13 protein-coding genes and 1 pseudogene are annotated in these 17,123 nt (G+C 53.0%); 5 read left to right on the top strand and 9 right to left on the bottom strand.

Annotated elements, in window-relative coordinates; genetic code table 11:
• Position 1: 1 nt before the first annotated feature.
• From thiG to ACMWKA_RS23740, 5 genes are all read left to right on the top strand, one after another.
• On the top strand, positions 2 to 772 hold the full coding sequence (gene thiG / locus ACMWKA_RS23760; protein WP_013095008.1) for a thiazole synthase: 771 nt from the start codon (positions 2 to 4) through the stop codon (positions 770 to 772).
• Positions 769 to 1,902: a 2-iminoacetate synthase ThiH gene (thiH, locus tag ACMWKA_RS23755; RefSeq protein WP_414760656.1), complete on the top strand. Its 1,134-nt coding sequence runs from the start codon at positions 769 to 771 to the stop codon at positions 1,900 to 1,902. The genes thiG and thiH overlap by 4 nt, the downstream gene beginning before the upstream one ends.
• A gap of 326 nt (positions 1,903 to 2,228) precedes the next feature.
• On the top strand, positions 2,229 to 3,770 hold the full coding sequence (locus ACMWKA_RS23750; RefSeq protein ID WP_414760655.1) for a diguanylate cyclase domain-containing protein: 1,542 nt from the start codon (positions 2,229 to 2,231) through the stop codon (positions 3,768 to 3,770).
• Between the two features lie 146 nt (positions 3,771 to 3,916).
• A complete protein-coding gene (locus ACMWKA_RS23745) occupies positions 3,917 to 4,225 on the top strand; it encodes a PTS sugar transporter subunit IIB (protein ID WP_023334100.1) in 309 nt (102 codons plus the stop codon).
• Positions 4,225 to 4,542, top strand: a complete 318-nt coding sequence (locus tag ACMWKA_RS23740) for a PTS lactose/cellobiose transporter subunit IIA (RefSeq protein WP_020684626.1) — start codon at positions 4,225 to 4,227, stop codon at positions 4,540 to 4,542. The genes ACMWKA_RS23745 and ACMWKA_RS23740 overlap by 1 nt, the downstream gene beginning before the upstream one ends.
• Positions 4,543 to 4,599: 57 nt before the next feature.
• On the opposite strand, the gene rpoC is transcribed toward ACMWKA_RS23740, so the two are convergent.
• The 9 genes and pseudogenes from rpoC to tuf all read right to left on the bottom strand — a co-directional run.
• The gene (gene rpoC, locus ACMWKA_RS23735; protein WP_013095003.1) at positions 4,600 to 8,823 is read right to left on the bottom strand and encodes a DNA-directed RNA polymerase subunit beta'; all 4,224 of its coding nucleotides are present in this window, start codon (positions 8,821 to 8,823) and stop codon (positions 4,600 to 4,602) included.
• 76 nt (positions 8,824 to 8,899) lie between these two features.
• The gene (rpoB, locus tag ACMWKA_RS23730) at positions 8,900 to 12,928 is read right to left on the bottom strand and encodes a DNA-directed RNA polymerase subunit beta (protein ID WP_008503453.1); all 4,029 of its coding nucleotides are present in this window, start codon (positions 12,926 to 12,928) and stop codon (positions 8,900 to 8,902) included.
• A gap of 319 nt (positions 12,929 to 13,247) precedes the next feature.
• Entirely contained in the window at positions 13,248 to 13,616 is a 369-nt protein-coding gene (rplL, locus tag ACMWKA_RS23725) for a 50S ribosomal protein L7/L12 (protein ID WP_013095002.1), read from the bottom strand.
• A gap of 66 nt (positions 13,617 to 13,682) precedes the next feature.
• Complete coding sequence (rplJ, locus tag ACMWKA_RS23720) at positions 13,683 to 14,180, bottom strand: 50S ribosomal protein L10 (RefSeq protein ID WP_013095001.1); 498 nt, start codon at positions 14,178 to 14,180, stop codon at positions 13,683 to 13,685.
• Between the two features lie 292 nt (positions 14,181 to 14,472).
• A complete protein-coding gene (gene rplA, locus ACMWKA_RS23715) occupies positions 14,473 to 15,177 on the bottom strand; it encodes a 50S ribosomal protein L1 (RefSeq protein ID WP_013095000.1) in 705 nt (234 codons plus the stop codon).
• A 3-nt stretch (positions 15,178 to 15,180) separates the two neighbouring features.
• A complete protein-coding gene (gene rplK, locus ACMWKA_RS23710) occupies positions 15,181 to 15,609 on the bottom strand; it encodes a 50S ribosomal protein L11 (RefSeq protein WP_008503452.1) in 429 nt (142 codons plus the stop codon).
• Between the two features lie 155 nt (positions 15,610 to 15,764).
• Positions 15,765 to 16,310 carry a transcription termination/antitermination protein NusG gene (gene nusG / locus ACMWKA_RS23705; RefSeq protein ID WP_003862341.1) on the bottom strand — a complete coding sequence of 182 codons (546 nt, stop codon included), beginning with the start codon at positions 16,308 to 16,310 and terminating at the stop codon, positions 15,765 to 15,767.
• A 1-nt stretch (position 16,311) separates the two neighbouring features.
• Positions 16,312 to 16,695, bottom strand: a complete 384-nt coding sequence (secE, locus tag ACMWKA_RS23700) for a preprotein translocase subunit SecE (protein ID WP_013094999.1) — start codon at positions 16,693 to 16,695, stop codon at positions 16,312 to 16,314.
• Between the two features lie 229 nt (positions 16,696 to 16,924).
• Positions 16,925 to 17,123, bottom strand: a pseudogene (tuf, locus tag ACMWKA_RS23695) (elongation factor Tu); the annotation flags it as partial.

Genomic DNA, 17,123 nt, shown 5'->3' with positions numbered 1-17,123 from the left:
GATGTTACGTATTGCTGATAAAGTCTTTGATTCACATCTGTTTACCGGGACCGGAAAATTCGCCTCGCCGCAGCTGATGGTGGATGCCATCCGTGAAAGCGGCAGCCAGTTGGTGACGCTGGCGCTCAAGCGCGTCGATCTGCGCCATCACAGCGACGCCATTCTGGCACCGTTGCTTGATGCTGGCGTTACCCTGCTGCCCAATACCTCCGGTGCGAAAACGGCTGAAGAGGCGATTTTTGCGGCTCAGCTGGCCCGTGAAGCGCTGGGTACCCACTGGCTGAAACTGGAAATACATCCGGATGCACGCTGGCTGTTGCCCGACCCCATCGAAACGTTAAAAGCGGCCGAAAAGCTGGTGCAGCAAGGCTTTACCGTTCTGCCCTACTGCGGGGCCGATCCCGTGCTGTGTAAACGGCTGGAAGAGGTCGGCTGCGCTGCCGTCATGCCGCTGGGTGCCCCAATTGGTTCTAATCAGGGACTGGAGACCCGCGCCATGCTGGAGATCATCATTGAGCAAGCCACCGTGCCGGTGGTGGTGGATGCAGGCATTGGCGTGCCCAGCCATGCCGCCCAGGCGCTGGAGATGGGAGCAAGTGCCGTGCTGGTGAACACGGCCATTGCGGTCGCCGACGACCCCATCAGGATGGCCCGTGCGTTCCGCATGGCCGTGGAGGCTGGCTTGCTGGCACGAGAGTCTGGCCCGGGAACGCGCAGTTTTCAGGCACAGGCCACCAGCCCGTTGACCGGCTTTCTGGAGGCGCTCTCATGACCACCTTTACCCACCGCTGGCGGCAGCTTAACTGGGACGATATTGCCCTGCGTATCAACAGTAAAACGCAGGCTGACGTGGAGCGCGCCTTACAAGCCCGTCACCTGTCCCGCGACGATATGATGGCCCTGCTCTCTCCGGCGGCGAGCACCTTTCTTGAGCCGATGGCCCAGCGCGCTCAGAGGCTCACCCGCCAGCGTTTTGGCAACACGGTGAGCTTTTACGTACCGCTCTATCTCTCTAACCTGTGCGCGAATGACTGCACCTACTGCGGCTTCTCCATGAGCAACCGCATCAAGCGGAAAACACTCGATGAGAGTGAAATCGCCCGTGAGTGTGCCGCCATCCGTGAAATGGGTTTTGAGCATCTCCTGCTGGTCACGGGTGAACACCAGAGCAAAGTCGGGATGGACTATTTTCGACAGCACCTTCCGGCCATTCGCCGTCAGTTCGCGTCGCTACAGATGGAGGTTCAGCCCCTGTCGCAGGAGGAATACGCGGAGCTTAAAACCCTCGGGCTGGACGGAGTGATGGTGTATCAGGAAACCTACCACGAGGTGACGTATGCCCGGCATCACCTGAAGGGAAAGAAACAGGATTTCTTCTTCCGGCTGGAGACCCCGGATAGGCTGGGCCGGGCCGGGATCGACAAAATCGGTCTGGGCGCGCTGATTGGGCTGTCGGATAGCTGGCGAGTGGATTGCTACATGGTAGCGGAACACCTGCTATGGCTGCAGCAGCACTACTGGCAAAGCCGTTACTCCATCTCTTTCCCACGCTTGCGGCCGTGTACGGGAGGTGTTGAACCCGCCTCGGTAATGGACGAACGTCAGCTGGTCCAGGCCATCTGTGCGTTTCGCCTGCTTGCCCCGGAGGTTGAACTATCCCTCTCGACGCGTGAATCTCCTGCGTTTCGTGACCGCGTGATCCCGCTTGCGATTAACAACGTCAGTGCGTTCTCCAAAACGCAGCCAGGGGGCTACGCCGATGACCATCCGGAGCTGGAACAATTTGCGCCACATGATGGTCGACGGCCAGAAGCGGTTGCCGCCGCCCTGACCGCGCAGGGGTTACAACCGGTCTGGAAAGACTGGGATAGTTGGCTGGGAAGAGCCTCGCAAATGCGTTGAAACGCACTGCAAGCCGTTAAAAAATTGTCGAGGCGCTCTGGAGAGTCACAACCGGACGATTGTCATCTATCGTCCGGTTTTTTATTGTCATGCCGTCAGCAACGGAAGCTGACCAGGGCGAAAAGCTTCTTCCTCGTTTCGCCCTGCCTCTGATTCATTGCACACGCCGCCCGCCAGATGAATGAGTATTTTCTTAATGGTTCTTAAGATAAATCATCTCATCTGAAACTGTGTTCCGTATAATTCACAGCTAACCGCAGGACAGCGACTATGCTGAGAGGATATCGGCAGACGAAAAACTCACCATCAGGATTGATGTACAACTCATGGCACTTCACAGCAGAAAGCTCTCTTTTACCCGACCCATTATGCTCAGCTTTGCGGGGATCCTGTGCAGTTTTGCGCTGATCGCGGTCGTGGTTACCCTTTCACAACAAAAAGATTTTCTTGAGGATTATCATAAGATTAATGGTAACTTCACCCACAACCTGGCGGTGAACTACACCGAATCTATCCTGCGTGAAAACGACTATATCCTTGGGCGTTCGGCGCTCTATTTTGCACGCAACGACACGCTGAACGAGATGCTGAACGTCAATCCGTCGCAGGGTTTACAGATGTTGATGCATCTACAGAACCTGATGCCGACCGTCTCTTCCATTTCTCTGACAGACACCCAGGGCCGTTATCTGCGCGCGCCGGAGGTACTTCCCACGGAAAAGAGCAAAACCTTCGATCCCCGGACGCGTCCATGGTTCATCGCCCAGGCGGAAGCCAGCATCTTCAGCCACTATACCCGCCCCTACATGGACTATTTTACCGGGCATCCCACGGTCACTCTTTATAAGCCGTTGATTTCGCCGGAAGGACGGCTCAAGGGTACAATAGCATTTCATCTCGATTTGACCTCCATGGGGTTTACCCTTCGTCAGATGGTAGCGCCTGTACAAGGGGAATTCTTTGTTGTCGAACGCGACGGTGCCGTGGTGCTTCATCCTGATCCGGGCGCGCTCTTCAAGCAGTACGTGAGCGAAGCGCTGATGGACAAAATGACCAGCGGCGAAGGCCATCTGTATGATAAGAAAACCAAAGCCTGGTATTACTACTACTCCTTCACCAACCCGGACTGGTTTGTCATCTACCGGGTTTCGGGCGCAACGCTCACCGACATTACCCGCCATGAGACCACTATCGTCGGCTGGGGTTTTGCGCTGGCGGCCATCATTATCATCCTCTTCGGTCTGTACCTGCGCCATGAGTCGCGTACCGTGCTGATGACGATTATCAACGCCATCAAAACCGGCGACGTCAACCAGGCTCCGCGTCTGGAAGCGATGCTTAGCCATACCATTCAGTCCAATAAAGCGCGTGAGATGGCCTATGTGCGCCAGGCCACCCATGATGCACTCACCGGCTGCAAAAACCGCCGGGCATTTGATAGCGATATAGATGAGCTACTCAGTGCCCACCAGCCTTTCGCCCTGGCGCTGATTGACATCGACAACTTTAAATCGATTAACGACACCTGGGGTCACCTGAGCGGTGATATTGTCCTGCGTAACGTGGCGCGTGAAGGGATCCAGATAATGCAGCCGCATAACGTCTCGGTTTACCGCTACGGTGGAGAAGAGTTCGCAGTGATTTTCCAGGCTGACCAGATCGCTAGCGCATTCTCGTTACTGGACGCGTGGCGTACCGCCGTTGAAAAACGCGTCTGGCGGGAAGAAAACCTGCGGGTAACGTTCAGTGCCGGTCTGGGAGAATGGCATTTCGAACCGCTGGAAGAACTGGTGGGGAGCGTAGATAACGCCCTCTACAGCGCGAAACAACAGGGAAAAAACCGCATTATTCGAACGTCCGTCGGCTGATTTTCGCTGCCCGGCGCAAAATTGTAACCGGTTTCAGAAAAATGCCGATTTCTTTGTGATGCCTGACACACAATCACCGTAAAGCGGTTGTTGAAGCAGTCTGCACGGGATAATTATCAATAAACACATGTAGATCGAGGCTGATTATGAAGAACATCGTTTTATGCTGTGCAGCGGGAATGTCAACGAGCATGCTGGTTCAACGTATGAAAGACGCCGCGCAGAAAAAAGGGGTTGAAGTCACCATTAAAGCCGTTCCGGTCGCGGAATTTAAAGACAACATCGCGACGGCCGACATCGTATTACTGGGGCCACAGGTTAAATACGAGCAGGCGAAACTTCAGGCCCAGGCCGAGCCGCTGGGTAAAAAGGTCGCGGTGATCGACATGATGGATTACGGCATGATGAAAGGTGATGCCGTACTGGAAAAAGCGCTCAAACTGCTGGAGTCATAATGGAAGACTTAGAAACGACAATCATGGAACTGCTGGTCAACGCGGGTGCGGCGCGCAGTGCTGCCCTGACGGCATTACAGATGGCGCGTAAAGGTGACTTTGACGGGGCCGAAAAGGCGATGGAAGAGTCGCGCGAGTATGTGAAGCATGCGCACACCATCCAGACACAGCTTATTGGTCTTGATGAAGGCACCGGGAAGCTTCCGGTTAACCTGATTACCGTCCATTCTCAGGATCACCTGATGAACGCGATGGTCATCCAGGATCTGGCGGGCGACATGATTGAGCTTTATCGACGCATACCGTTGCTGAATTAAAAGCTACAGCTGTAAAAAAACCCGCCGAGGCGGGTTTTTTATTTACGGCATCAACGATTACTCGTTGTCGGAACCGCCCAGACCTGCGTTCAGCAGCTCTGCCAGGCTCGCGGATGCATCTTCAGCAGTCACCTGCGGTGCAGCTGGCAGTTCGCCTGCAGCACGACGACGCATACGATCCTGATGGTACGCATAACCGGTACCCGCTGGGATCAGACGACCCACGATAACGTTCTCTTTCAGACCGCGCAGTTCATCACGTTTACCTGCAACAGCGGCTTCGGTCAGGACACGAGTGGTTTCCTGGAACGATGCTGCAGAGATGAAGGACTCGGTTGCCAGAGACGCTTTGGTGATACCCAGCAGATCGCGCGAGAAGGTCGCACCGATTTTGCCGTTCGCTTCCAGTTCGCGGTTAGCGATCTTGACGCGTGAGTACTCAACCTGCTCGCCTTCCAGGAACTCGGAGCTGCCCGCGTTCTCGATGGTCGCTTTACGCAGCATCTGACGAACGATAACTTCGATGTGTTTATCGTTAATCTTAACGCCCTGCAGACGGTATACGTCCTGTACTTCGTTAACAATGTAACGCGTAACAGCATGCACACCACGCAGACGCAGGATGTCGTGCGGCGCTTCTGGACCGTCGGAAACCACGTCACCACGTTCTACGCGTTCACCTTCGAACACGTTGAGCTGACGCCACTTAGGAATCATCTCTTCGTACGGCTCGCTGCCATCTACCGGGGTGATAACCAGACGGCGTTTACCTTTGGTCTCTTTACCGAAGGAGATGATACCGCTGATTTCAGCCAGGATTGCCGGCTCTTTCGGACGACGTGCTTCGAACAGGTCCGCAACGCGTGGCAGACCACCGGTGATGTCCTTGGTACCGCCGGATTCCTGAGGAATACGCGCCAGGGTGTCACCAGAGCTGATCTGTACGCCATCTTCCAGCTGTACAATCGCTTTACCAGGCAGGAAGTACTGCGCAGGCATATCGGTACCAGGGATCAGAACGTCGTTACCCTGAGCATCAACGATTTTCAGTGCAGGACGCAGATCTTTACCGCCGGTAGTACGTTCAGCAGAATCCAGAACTACCAGAGAAGACAGACCGGTCAGCTCGTCAGTCTGACGAGTAATGGTCTGGCCGTCGATCATGTCAGTGAAACGGATGAAACCACTCACTTCGGTGATAACTGGCATGGTGTGTGGATCCCAGTTTGCAACGGTTTCACCGCCGGCAACCTGCTCGCCATCACCTTTCGCCATAACAGCACCGTAAGGCACTTTATAGCTCTCTTTGGTACGACCGAATTCGTCGATCAGCTTCAGTTCGGTGTTACGAGAAGTGATAACCAGTTTACCGCTGGAGTTCACAACCGATTTCGCGTTGCTGAGCTTGATGCTACCTTTGTTTTTCACCTGGATGCTGGATTCAGCAGCCGCACGAGATGCCGCACCACCGATGTGGAACGTACGCATCGTCAGCTGTGTACCCGGCTCACCGATGGACTGTGCCGCGATAACGCCGATGGCTTCACCTTTGTTGATGATGTGGCCACGTGCCAGGTCACGACCGTAGCAGTGCGCACATACACCAAAGTCGGTGTCACAGGATACAACGGAACGCACTTTCACGGAGTCAACAGAGTTCGCTTCCAGCAGGTCACACCACTGTTCGTGCAGCAGCGTGTTGCGTGGAACCAGAATGTCTGCGGTACCCGGCTTCAGAATGTCTTCCGCGGTAACACGACCCAGTACGCGATCGCGCAGTGGCTCTTTAACATCACCACCCTCGATAACCGGAGTCATGGTGATACCTTCAAGGGTGCCACAATCGTCTTCGGTCACTACCAGATCCTGCGCAACGTCAACCAGACGACGCGTCAGATAACCGGAGTTCGCTGTTTTCAGTGCGGTATCCGCCAGACCTTTACGCGCACCGTGCGTGGAGATGAAGTACTGGAGTACGTTCAGACCTTCACGGAAGTTCGCGGTGATTGGCGTTTCGATGATGGAGCCATCTGGCTTCGCCATCAGACCACGCATACCTGCCAGCTGACGAATCTGTGCTGCAGAACCACGCGCACCGGAGTCGGCCATCATGTAAATGCTGTTGAAGGAAACCTGCTGCTCTTCTACGCCGTCACGGTTAATCACGGTTTCGGTTTGCAGGTTATCCATCATCGCTTTGGATACACGATCGTTCGCCGCAGCCCAGATATCGATAACTTTGTTGTAGCGTTCGCCCGCGGTTACCAGACCAGACTGGAACTGCTCCTGGATTTCCGCAACTTCAGCTTCTGCTTCAGAGATGATCTCGTGTTTCTTCTCTGGGATGACCATGTCATCGATACCAACAGATGCACCTGAACGCGCTGCATAAGCAAAGCCGGTGTACATTGTCTGGTCAGCGAAGATAACGGTCGGCTTCAGACCCAAAATGCGGTAACAGGTGTTCAGCATTTTGGAGATCGCTTTCTTACCCAGCGCCTGGTTGACGATGGAGAAAGGCAGACCTTTCGGTACGATCATCCACAGAATGGCACGGCCGATAGTCGTGTCTTTCAGGCTGGTTTTCGCAACGAATTCGCCGTTAGCATCTTTTTCGTATTCAGTGATACGCACTTTAACGCGCGCATGCAGAGAGGCCAGGCCAGCGCGATAAATACGCTCAGCTTCTTTCGGGCCAGTCAGCACCATGCCTTCGCCTTTAGCGTTAACACAGTCACGGGTCATGTAGTACAGACCCAATACAACGTCCTGAGAAGGAACGATGATTGGCTCGCCGTTCGCTGGAGACAGGATGTTGTTGGTAGACATCATCAGCGCACGCGCTTCGAGCTGGGCTTCCAGCGTCAGCGGTACGTGAACAGCCATCTGGTCACCATCGAAGTCGGCGTTATACGCCGCACAAACCAGTGGGTGCAGCTGAATAGCTTTACCTTCGATCAGGACTGGCTCAAATGCCTGGATACCCAGACGGTGCAGAGTTGGTGCACGGTTCAGCAGTACCGGGTGTTCGCGGATCACTTCGTCCAGGATATCCCAAACGACAGCTTCTTCACGCTCAACCATTTTCTTAGCGGCTTTGATGGTGGTGGCGAGTCCTCGCAACTCCAGTTTGCCGTAGATGAATGGTTTGAACAGCTCCAGTGCCATTTTCTTCGGCAGACCGCACTGATGCAGACGCAGGTATGGACCTACGGTGATTACAGAACGACCGGAGTAGTCAACACGCTTACCGAGCAGGTTCTGACGGAAACGACCCTGTTTACCTTTGATCATGTCGGCCAAAGATTTCAGAGGGCGTTTGTTAGAACCGGTGATCGCACGACCGCGACGACCGTTATCCAGCAGGGCATCTACCGCTTCCTGCAGCATACGTTTTTCGTTGCGTACGATGATGTCCGGCGCAGCCAGATCCAGCAGACGTTTCAGACGGTTGTTACGGTTGATCACGCGACGATACAGATCGTTCAGATCGGACGTAGCGAAACGACCACCATCCAGCGGAACCAGCGGACGCAGATCTGGCGGCAGAACCGGCAGAACGGTCAGGATCATCCACTCTGGCTTGTTACCAGACTGAACGAACGCTTCCAGCAGTTTGATACGCTTGGTCAGCTTTTTACGCTTGGTTTCGGAGTTGGTTTCGTTCAGCTCTTCACGCAGCTGCTCGCACTCTTGCTCCAGATCCATGCTCTTCAGCAGGGCCTGAATAGCTTCCGCACCCATCTTCGCGTCGAATTCGTCACCGAACTCTTCCAGCGCGTCCAGATACTGCTCTTCAGTCAGGATCTGGTGACGTTCCAGGTTCGTCATCCCGCCTTCGATAACCACATAAGATTCGAAGTACAGAACACGTTCGATATCGCGCAGCGGCATATCCAGCAGCAGGCCGATACGGGACGGCAGAGATTTCAGGAACCAGATGTGAGCAGTCGGAGACGCCAGCTCGATGTGGCCCATGCGCTCACGGCGCACTTTGGTCTGGGTCACTTCAACGCCGCACTTCTCACAGATCACACCACGGTGTTTCAGGCGCTTGTACTTACCGCACAGGCACTCGTAATCTTTTACTGGCCCGAAAATACGTGCACAGAAAAGGCCGTCACGCTCAGGTTTGAACGTACGGTAGTTGATGGTTTCCGGCTTTTTAACTTCACCGAAAGACCATGAACGGATCATGTCTGGCGAAGCCAGAGCAATTTTGATCGCATCAAACTCTTCGGTTTTAGTTTGCGCTTTCAGAAACTTTAATAAGTCTTTCACGGATTTGCTCCCGTCGGAGTTAGCACACTCTGCTGTCGGGCGTTAACCCGACAGCAGTGACCTGTTTGAGCGAGAATTACTCGTCTTCCAGTTCGATGTTGATACCCAGCGAACGAATCTCTTTCAACAGTACGTTGAAGGACTCTGGCATGCCCGGTTCCATCTGATGGTTGCCGTCCACGATGTTCTTATACATCTTGGTACGACCGTTCACGTCATCAGACTTAACGGTGAGCATTTCCTGCAGGGTGTATGCTGCGCCGTATGCTTCCAGCGCCCACACTTCCATCTCCCCGAAGCGCTGACCACCGAACTGTGCCTTACCACCCAGCGGCTGCTGAGTAACCAGGCTGTAAGAACCGGTAGAACGAGCGTGCATCTTGTCGTCGACCAGGTGGTTCAGTTTCAGCATGTACATGTAACCTACGGTTACCGGACGCTCGAACTGTTCACCGGTACGGCCGTCAAACAGCGTAATCTGACCAGACGTTGGCAGACCACCCAGTTGCAGCAGCTCTTTAATTTCAGCTTCTTTTGCACCGTCGAATACCGGCGTTGCAATTGGCATACCTTTGCGCAGGTTCTCTGCCAGACGCAACACTTCTTCATCGCTGAAGGTGTTCAGGTCGACTTTCTGACGCACATCGGTACCCAGATCGTAGGCACGCTGGATGAATTCGCGCAGTTTCGCGACTTCCTGCTGCTGTTTCAGCATGGCGTTAATCTTGTCGCCGATACCTTTCGCAGCCATACCCAGGTGGGTTTCCAGAATCTGACCGATGTTCATACGAGACGGTACGCCCAGCGGGTTCAGTACGATATCTACCGGCGTACCGTTAGCATCGTGCGGCATATCTTCGATCGGGTTGATCTTAGAGATAACACCCTTGTTACCGTGACGACCTGCCATCTTATCACCAGGCTGGATCTGACGTTTAACAGCCAGATACACCTTAACAATCTTCAGCACGCCTGGTGCCAGATCGTCGCCCTGAGTGATTTTGCGGCGTTTCGCTTCGAGTTTTTTCTCGAACTCGTGTTTCAGTTCGTCATACTGCTCAGCCAGCTGTTCCAGCTGATTTTGTTTCTCTTCGTCGGTCAGGCCCAGTTCCAGCCAGCGATCGCGTGGCAGTTTGTCGAGCTTCTCAGCTTCAACGCCACCGGCAACCAGCACCGCATAGATACGGCTGAACAGACCCGCTTCGAGGATCTGCAGTTCTTCAGACAGGTCTTTCTTAGCCTGTTTGAGCTGCATCTCTTCGATTTCCAGCGCACGTTTATCTTTCTCAACGCCGTCACGGGTGAAGACCTGAACGTCGATAACCGTACCGGAAACACCGTTTGGTACGCGCAGAGAAGAGTCTTTAACGTCAGACGCTTTCTCACCGAAGATTGCACGCAGCAGTTTCTCTTCTGGCGTCAGCTGGGTTTCACCTTTCGGCGTTACCTTACCAACCAGAATGTCGCCGCCGGTCACTTCCGCACCGATGTAAACGATACCGGATTCATCCAGTTTGGAGAGCGCAGCTTCACCCACGTTAGGGATGTCAGCGGTGATCTCTTCTGGCCCCAGCTTGGTGTCACGGGACACACAGGCCAGTTCCTGAATGTGGATGGTGGTGAAACGATCTTCCTGTACCACACGTTCGGAGACGAGGATGGAGTCTTCGAAGTTGTAACCGTTCCACGGCATGAACGCTACGCGCATGTTCTGACCGAGCGCCAGTTCACCGAGGTCGGTGGACGGACCGTCTGCCAGCACGTCGCCGCGCTCAACTGGCTCACCCAGAGATACGCAAGGCATCTGGTTGATACAGGTGTTCTGGTTAGAACGGGTGTATTTGGTCAGGTTGTAGATGTCGATGCCCGCTTCGCCCGGATACATCTCGTCTTCGTTAACTTTGATAACGATACGGGATGCGTCAACGTACTGAACGGTACCGCCACGCTTAGCCACAGCAGTAACACCGGAGTCAACGGCAACAGCACGTTCCATACCGGTACCAACCAGCGGCTTATCAGCACGCAGAGTTGGAACGGCCTGACGTTGCATGTTCGCACCCATTAATGCACGGTTGGCGTCATCGTGTTCCAGGAACGGGATCAGGGACGCACCGACGGATACCACCTGCTGGGTGGATACGTCCATGTAGTCAACCTGGTCGCGGCTGAACAAGCTGGATTCGCCTTTGCTACGGCAGGTAACCAGATCTTCTACAAAGTGGCCTTCGTCATCCAGGTTGGAGTTCGCCTGAGCGATAACGTAGTTGCCTTCTTCAATAGCAGACAGGTAATGAATTTCGTCGGTAACAACACCGTCAGTCACTTTACGGTACGGGGTCTCAAGGAAACCGTATTCGTTTGTCTGTGCGTACACGGACAGGGAGTTGATCAGACCGATGTTTGGACCTTCAGGCGTTTCGATTGGACATACGCGACCGTAGTGAGTCGGGTGTACGTCTCGAACTTCGAAGCCTGCGCGTTCACGGGTCAGACCGCCTGGGCCGAGTGCAGAGATACGACGTTTGTGCGTAATCTCAGACAGCGGGTTGTTTTGGTCCATAAACTGAGACAGCTGGCTGGAACCGAAGAACTCTTTCACGGCTGCAGAAATCGGCTTGGCGTTGATCATATCCTGAGGCATCAGGGTATCCAGATCGCCCAGAGACAGACGCTCTTTCACCGCACGCTCTACACGCACCAGGCCAACGCGGAACTGGTTTTCCGCCATTTCGCCTACGGAACGGATACGACGGTTGCCGAGGTGGTCGATATCGTCCACTTCGCCTTTACCGTTACGGATATCGATGAGCTTCTTCATCACTTCGATGATGTCGTCTTTGCTCAGGATACCGGAACCTTCGATCTCATCGCGCAGCAGAGAACGGTTGAACTTCATACGACCAACCGCAGACAGATCGTAGCGGTCTTCAGAGAAGAACAGGTTCTCGAACAGGCTTTCAGCTGCTTCGCGAGTTGGTGGCTCACCAGGACGCATCATGCGGTAGATTTCTACCAGCGCGCTCAGACGATCGTTGGTTGGGTCGACACGTACAGTCTCAGAGATGTACGGACCGTGGTCCAGATCGTTAGTGAACAGCGTTTCGATACGTTTGTGGCCAGCCTGACTCAGCTTAGCCAGCAGATCCAGGCTCAGCTCCATGTTAGCCGGGCAGATCAGCTCGCCAGTTGATTCATCAACGTAATCTTTCGCGGCTACTTTTCCTGCAATGTATTCAACCGGAACTTCGATGTGTTTGATATCATCTTTTTCCAGCTGACGGATGTGGCGCGCGGTAATACGGCGACCTTTTTCCACATACACTTTGCCGTCGGCTTCGATGTCGAACGACGCGGTCTCACCACGCAGACGTTCCGGCACCAGCTCCATCTGCAGCTTATTGTCGCGGATTTCAAAGATCACTTTTTCAAAGAACAGGTCCAGGATCTGTTCAGTGGTATAGTTCAGTGCGCGCAGAATGATGGTTGCAGGCAGTTTACGACGACGGTCGATACGGACAAACAGGTTGTCTTTTGGATCGAACTCGAAGTCCAGCCATGAACCACGGTAAGGAATGATGCGCGCGTTATACAGTACTTTACCGGAAGAGTGTGTTTTACCTTTATCGCTGTCGAAGAAGACGCCCGGGCTACGGTGCAGCTGGGAAACGATAACACGCTCAGTACCGTTGATAACGAAAGTACCGTTGTCTGTCATGAGTGGAATTTCACCCATGTAGACTTCTTGTTCTTTAATGTCTTTAACAGTGCCTTCCGGCGCTTCGCGCTCGTAGATCACCAGACGCAGTTTTACGCGCAGCGGTGCGGAATAGGTCACGCCACGGATCTGACATTCCTGAACGTCAAACACCGGTTCGCCAAGGCGGTAGCTGACGTACTGCAGCTCGGAGTTACCGCTGTAGCTCTGAATTGGGAACACGGAACGGAAGGCTGCTTCCAGACCGTACTGCCCTTCAGGATCTTGCTCGATAAACTTCTGGAACGAGTCAAGCTGGATAGAAAGGAGATATGGAATGTCCAGAACTTGTGGACGTTTACCAAAATCCTTACGAATACGTTTTTTCTCGGTATAGGAGTAAACCATAGGGTTCCTCAGCTCGCTGACAAGTCGACCCATCTGTCCGACGAAGGGACAGTTTGTGCAACACCATTTTGTGGACCGGAAAATTGAATACTTTCCGCAATACCTGTTGCTATCACGCTTAAACCATTTCATTGCGATTTACACAGAGCGAGCACCCTGTCGCAGTATATTAAGTCGTCGATAGAAACAAGCATTGAAAGACACATCGATAGTCAAACAGTGTGAAATGCTACCGAGGCCTTACAGCGCAAAAAGGCTGGTGACTAAAAAGTCACCAGCCATCAGCCTAATTACTTAGGCTGCAACCAGAAAAGTTGGCTTATTTAACTTCAACTTCAGCGCCAGCTTCTTCCAGAGATTTTTTCAGTGCTTCTGCGTCGTCTTTGCTCACGCCTTCTTTCAGCGCAGCTGGAGCAGATTCTACCAGGTCTTTAGCTTCTTTCAGACCCAGACCGGTAGCGCCACGAACAGCTTTGATTACTGCAACTTTGTTCGCGCCAGCAGCTTTCAGAATTACGTCGAATTCAGTTTTCTCTTCAGCAGCGTCAGCAGCTGGGCCAGCAGCAACAGCTACAGCAGCAGCAGCAGAAACACCGAATTTTTCTTCCATTGCAGAGATCAGCTCAACAACGTCCATTACGGACATAGCGGATACTGCTTCAATGATTTGATCTTTAGTGATAGACATTTAAATTGTTCCTGAATATCAGAATAAGTTTATACGTAAGCAGATGCTTTATAAAGATAACTGCGATTAAGCAGCTTCTTTCGCATCGCGTACAGCAGCCAGAGTACGAACCAGTTTGCCAGCCGAAGCTTCTTTCATGGTTGCCATCAGGCGTGCAATTGCTTCTTCGTAGGTCGGCAGAGTTGCCAGGCGGTCGATCTGAGACGCCGGGATCAGCTCACCTTCAAAGGCAGCGGCTTTGACCTCAAATTTTGCATTCGCTTTCGCGAACTCTTTGAACAGACGAGCAGCAGCGCCCGGGTGTTCCATAGAGTATGCAATCAGGGTCGGACCAACAAACGTGTCTTTCAGGCACTCAAAAGAGGTACCTTCAACAGCACGGCGCAGCAGGGTGTTACGAACAACACGCATGTAAACGCCAGCTTCACGACCTGCTTTACGCAGTTCAGTCATTTTATCTACAGTTACGCCACGGGAATCCGCAACTACTGCAGACAGCGCGCCTTTGGCTACTTCGCTGACTTCAGCAACAATCGCTTGTTTGTCTTGAAGATTTAAAGCCATTAGCTTTTGCTCCTGGATGTTTGCCGGAACTCATGTTCCGGAACTCACTTCACTCTTCCCAACGGAAAGAGCGTCTTAATACGGTGAGCAGAAACAAGCCAGAATATCCAAAAATAATCTTAGCGTTCTGTCACCGTCTACGCAGGGGATTAAGTCTCTTGCGAAACACCTGCGGTCTTCGACGGAGGCCTGGATTAGGCCAGGCTCCAACGAACAATTCTTTTAGCCGCTAACTTTCGTTAGCAAACGTGGGGGTAAGATTGTAGACAAAATCACCGCCCACGTAAAGGCATTAGTTTGCAGCAGCGCTCAGGCCAGCCTGGTCAACTGCAACACCTGCACCCATGGTGGTGGAGATGCTAACTTTCTTGATGTACACGCCTTTCGCCTGAGTTGGTTTTGCTTTTTTCAGCGCAACCAGCAGAGCTTCCAGGTTTTCTTTCAGTTTGTCAGCGTCGAAGTCCACTTTACCGATGGTGGTGTGGATGATGCCGTTTTTGTCGTTACGATAACGAACCTGACCTGCTTTAGCGTTCTTAACCGCTTCAGCAACGTTAGGGGTTACAGTACCCACTTTCGGGTTTGGCATCAGGCCGCGTGGACCCAGAACCTGGCCCAGCTGGCCAACAACGCGCATTGCATCTGGAGATGCGATAACAACGTCAAAGTTCATTTCGCCTTTTTTGATCTGGTCAGCCAGATCTTCCATACCTACCAGTTCAGCGCCAGCAGCTTTAGCAGCTTCTGCGTTTGCACCCTGAGTAAATACAGCTACGCGAACGGAACGGCCAGTACCGTGTGGCAGTACAGTTGCACCACGAACGTTCTGATCAGATTTACGAGCATCGATGCCCAGGTTAACAGCAACGTCAACGCTTTCAACGAACTTAGCGGTAGCCAGTTCTTTCAGCAGAGCGATAGCTTCGTTGATGTCGTACTGTTTGGTCGCATCAACTTTGTCACGGATCACGGACATGCGCTTGGTCAGTTTAGCCATTTCTTAGTCCTCCACTACCAGGCCCATGGAACGTGCAGTACCTTCGATAGAGCGAGTCATCGCTTCAATGTCGGCACCAGTCATGTCGGCAGCTTTGGTCTGCGCGATTTCCTGCAGCTGAGCGCGGGAAATTTTACCCACTTTGTCTTTGTTCGGTTTACCGGAACCAGACTTGATACCAGCCGCTTTCTTCAGCAGAACTGCTGCAGGAGGGGTTTTGGTAACGAAAGTGAAAGAACGGTCAGCGTAAACAGTGATTACAACTGGGATTGGCAGACCTTTTTCCAGGGATTCAGTTTTGGCGTTAAACGCTTTACAGAATTCCATGATGTTCACACCCTGCTGACCCAGAGCTGGACCAACTGGTGGACTTGGGTTCGCCATACCAGCTGCAACCTGCAGCTTGACGTAGGCTTGTACTTTCTTAGCCATTCTAAAATCCTCTGATTGGGTGATAGCGCCTCAGCGAGGCTCCCCGTGAATAAAATCGTTTTACAGGCCGTGGCCCATAAAAACAAAAGGCGCGAAATTGTATTCCAATCTCGCGCCCTGTGCAACGATTAAATCGCCGCTTTTTTGATCGCTGCTTAGGCTTTTTCTACCTGGGCAAAGTCCAGTTCTACCGGGGTCGCACGACCGAAGATAGAAACAGAAACTTTCAGGCGGGATTTCTCGTAATCCACTTCTTCGACCACGCCATTAAAGTCAGCAAACGGACCGTCATTAACACGAACCATTTCACCCGGTTCAAACAGCGTTTTCGGACGCGGCTTATCACCCACCTGCTGCAGGCGGTTCATAATCGCATCAACTTCTTTGTCGCTGATTGGCGCCGGACGGTCAGACGTGCCGCCGATAAAGCCCATCACGCGCGGTACGCTGCGCACAAGGTGCCAGCTCGCGTCGTTCATAACCATCTGAACCAGCACGTAACCCGGGAAGAATTTACGCTCGCTTTTGCGGCGTTGGCCACCACGGATCTCGACCACTTCTTCGGTCGGAACCATAACTTCGCCAAATAACTCTTCCATGTTGTGTAATTTGATATGCTCACGCAGCGACGTTGCTACGCGGCCTTCAAAACCGGAAAACGCCTGAACGACGTACCAGCGCTTTTTAGGGGCTTCAGACATCTCAGAACCTCAGGCCAGTGATAAAGGATACCAGGCGAACCAGAATACCATCCAGTCCCCACAGGATCAGTGACATTACAGCGGTTACCGCCGCTACGATCAGCGTGGTGTGCAATGTTTCCTGGCGAGTCGGCCAAATTACCTTACGGACTTCGGTACGCGCTTCGCGGGCAAAAGCGACAGTCGCTTTGCCTTTTGTCGTCAACAGCGCGACACCACCCGCTGCAGCAATCAGAATTACCACTGCAAGCGCGCGTAGCGGCAGCATAATGTCACGATAAAGATAGTTGCCGACGATCGCTACGATCAGCAGAACGGCTACCACTACCCATTTCATCGCTTCCAGGCCGCGCCCGCTCCCTTGAGCTTCGGTATTCGCACTCATAAACCAACCTGTCAGAAGTATTCTACAAACATTTTCACCCCGCGATCGCGAGGCAAACCAAATCGAAATGCTAATTCGCTTTTCGAATTATACGCTCTCTGCAGAGCCTGTCTCAGCAATGATTATGACAAAAATAATCACTGATGAGCCAGGTTCTGGCGTGAAAGCGTGCAAAAAGGGCATCAAATGATGCCCTTTTATTGCGCATTGCGTCAAATGTTATCAGCAATTAGCCGAGAACTTTAGCAACCACGCCCGCGCCAACGGTACGGCCACCTTCACGGATTGCGAAACGCAGACCGTCGTCCATCGCGATTGGGTGGATCAGCGTCACAACCATCTTGATGTTGTCGCCTGGCATTACCATCTCTACGCCTTCTGGCAGTTCGATGGTACCGGTCACGTCAGTTGTACGGAAGTAGAACTGT

Origin of the sequence: Enterobacter sp. 03-F-07-AD-ECC, assembly GCF_047530935.1 — a bacterium.
Taxonomy (GTDB): domain Bacteria; phylum Pseudomonadota; class Gammaproteobacteria; order Enterobacterales; family Enterobacteriaceae; genus Enterobacter; species Enterobacter cloacae.
The sequence above is the reverse complement of the archived record's forward strand: the minus strand, read 5'-3'. Positions and strand labels throughout refer to the sequence as shown.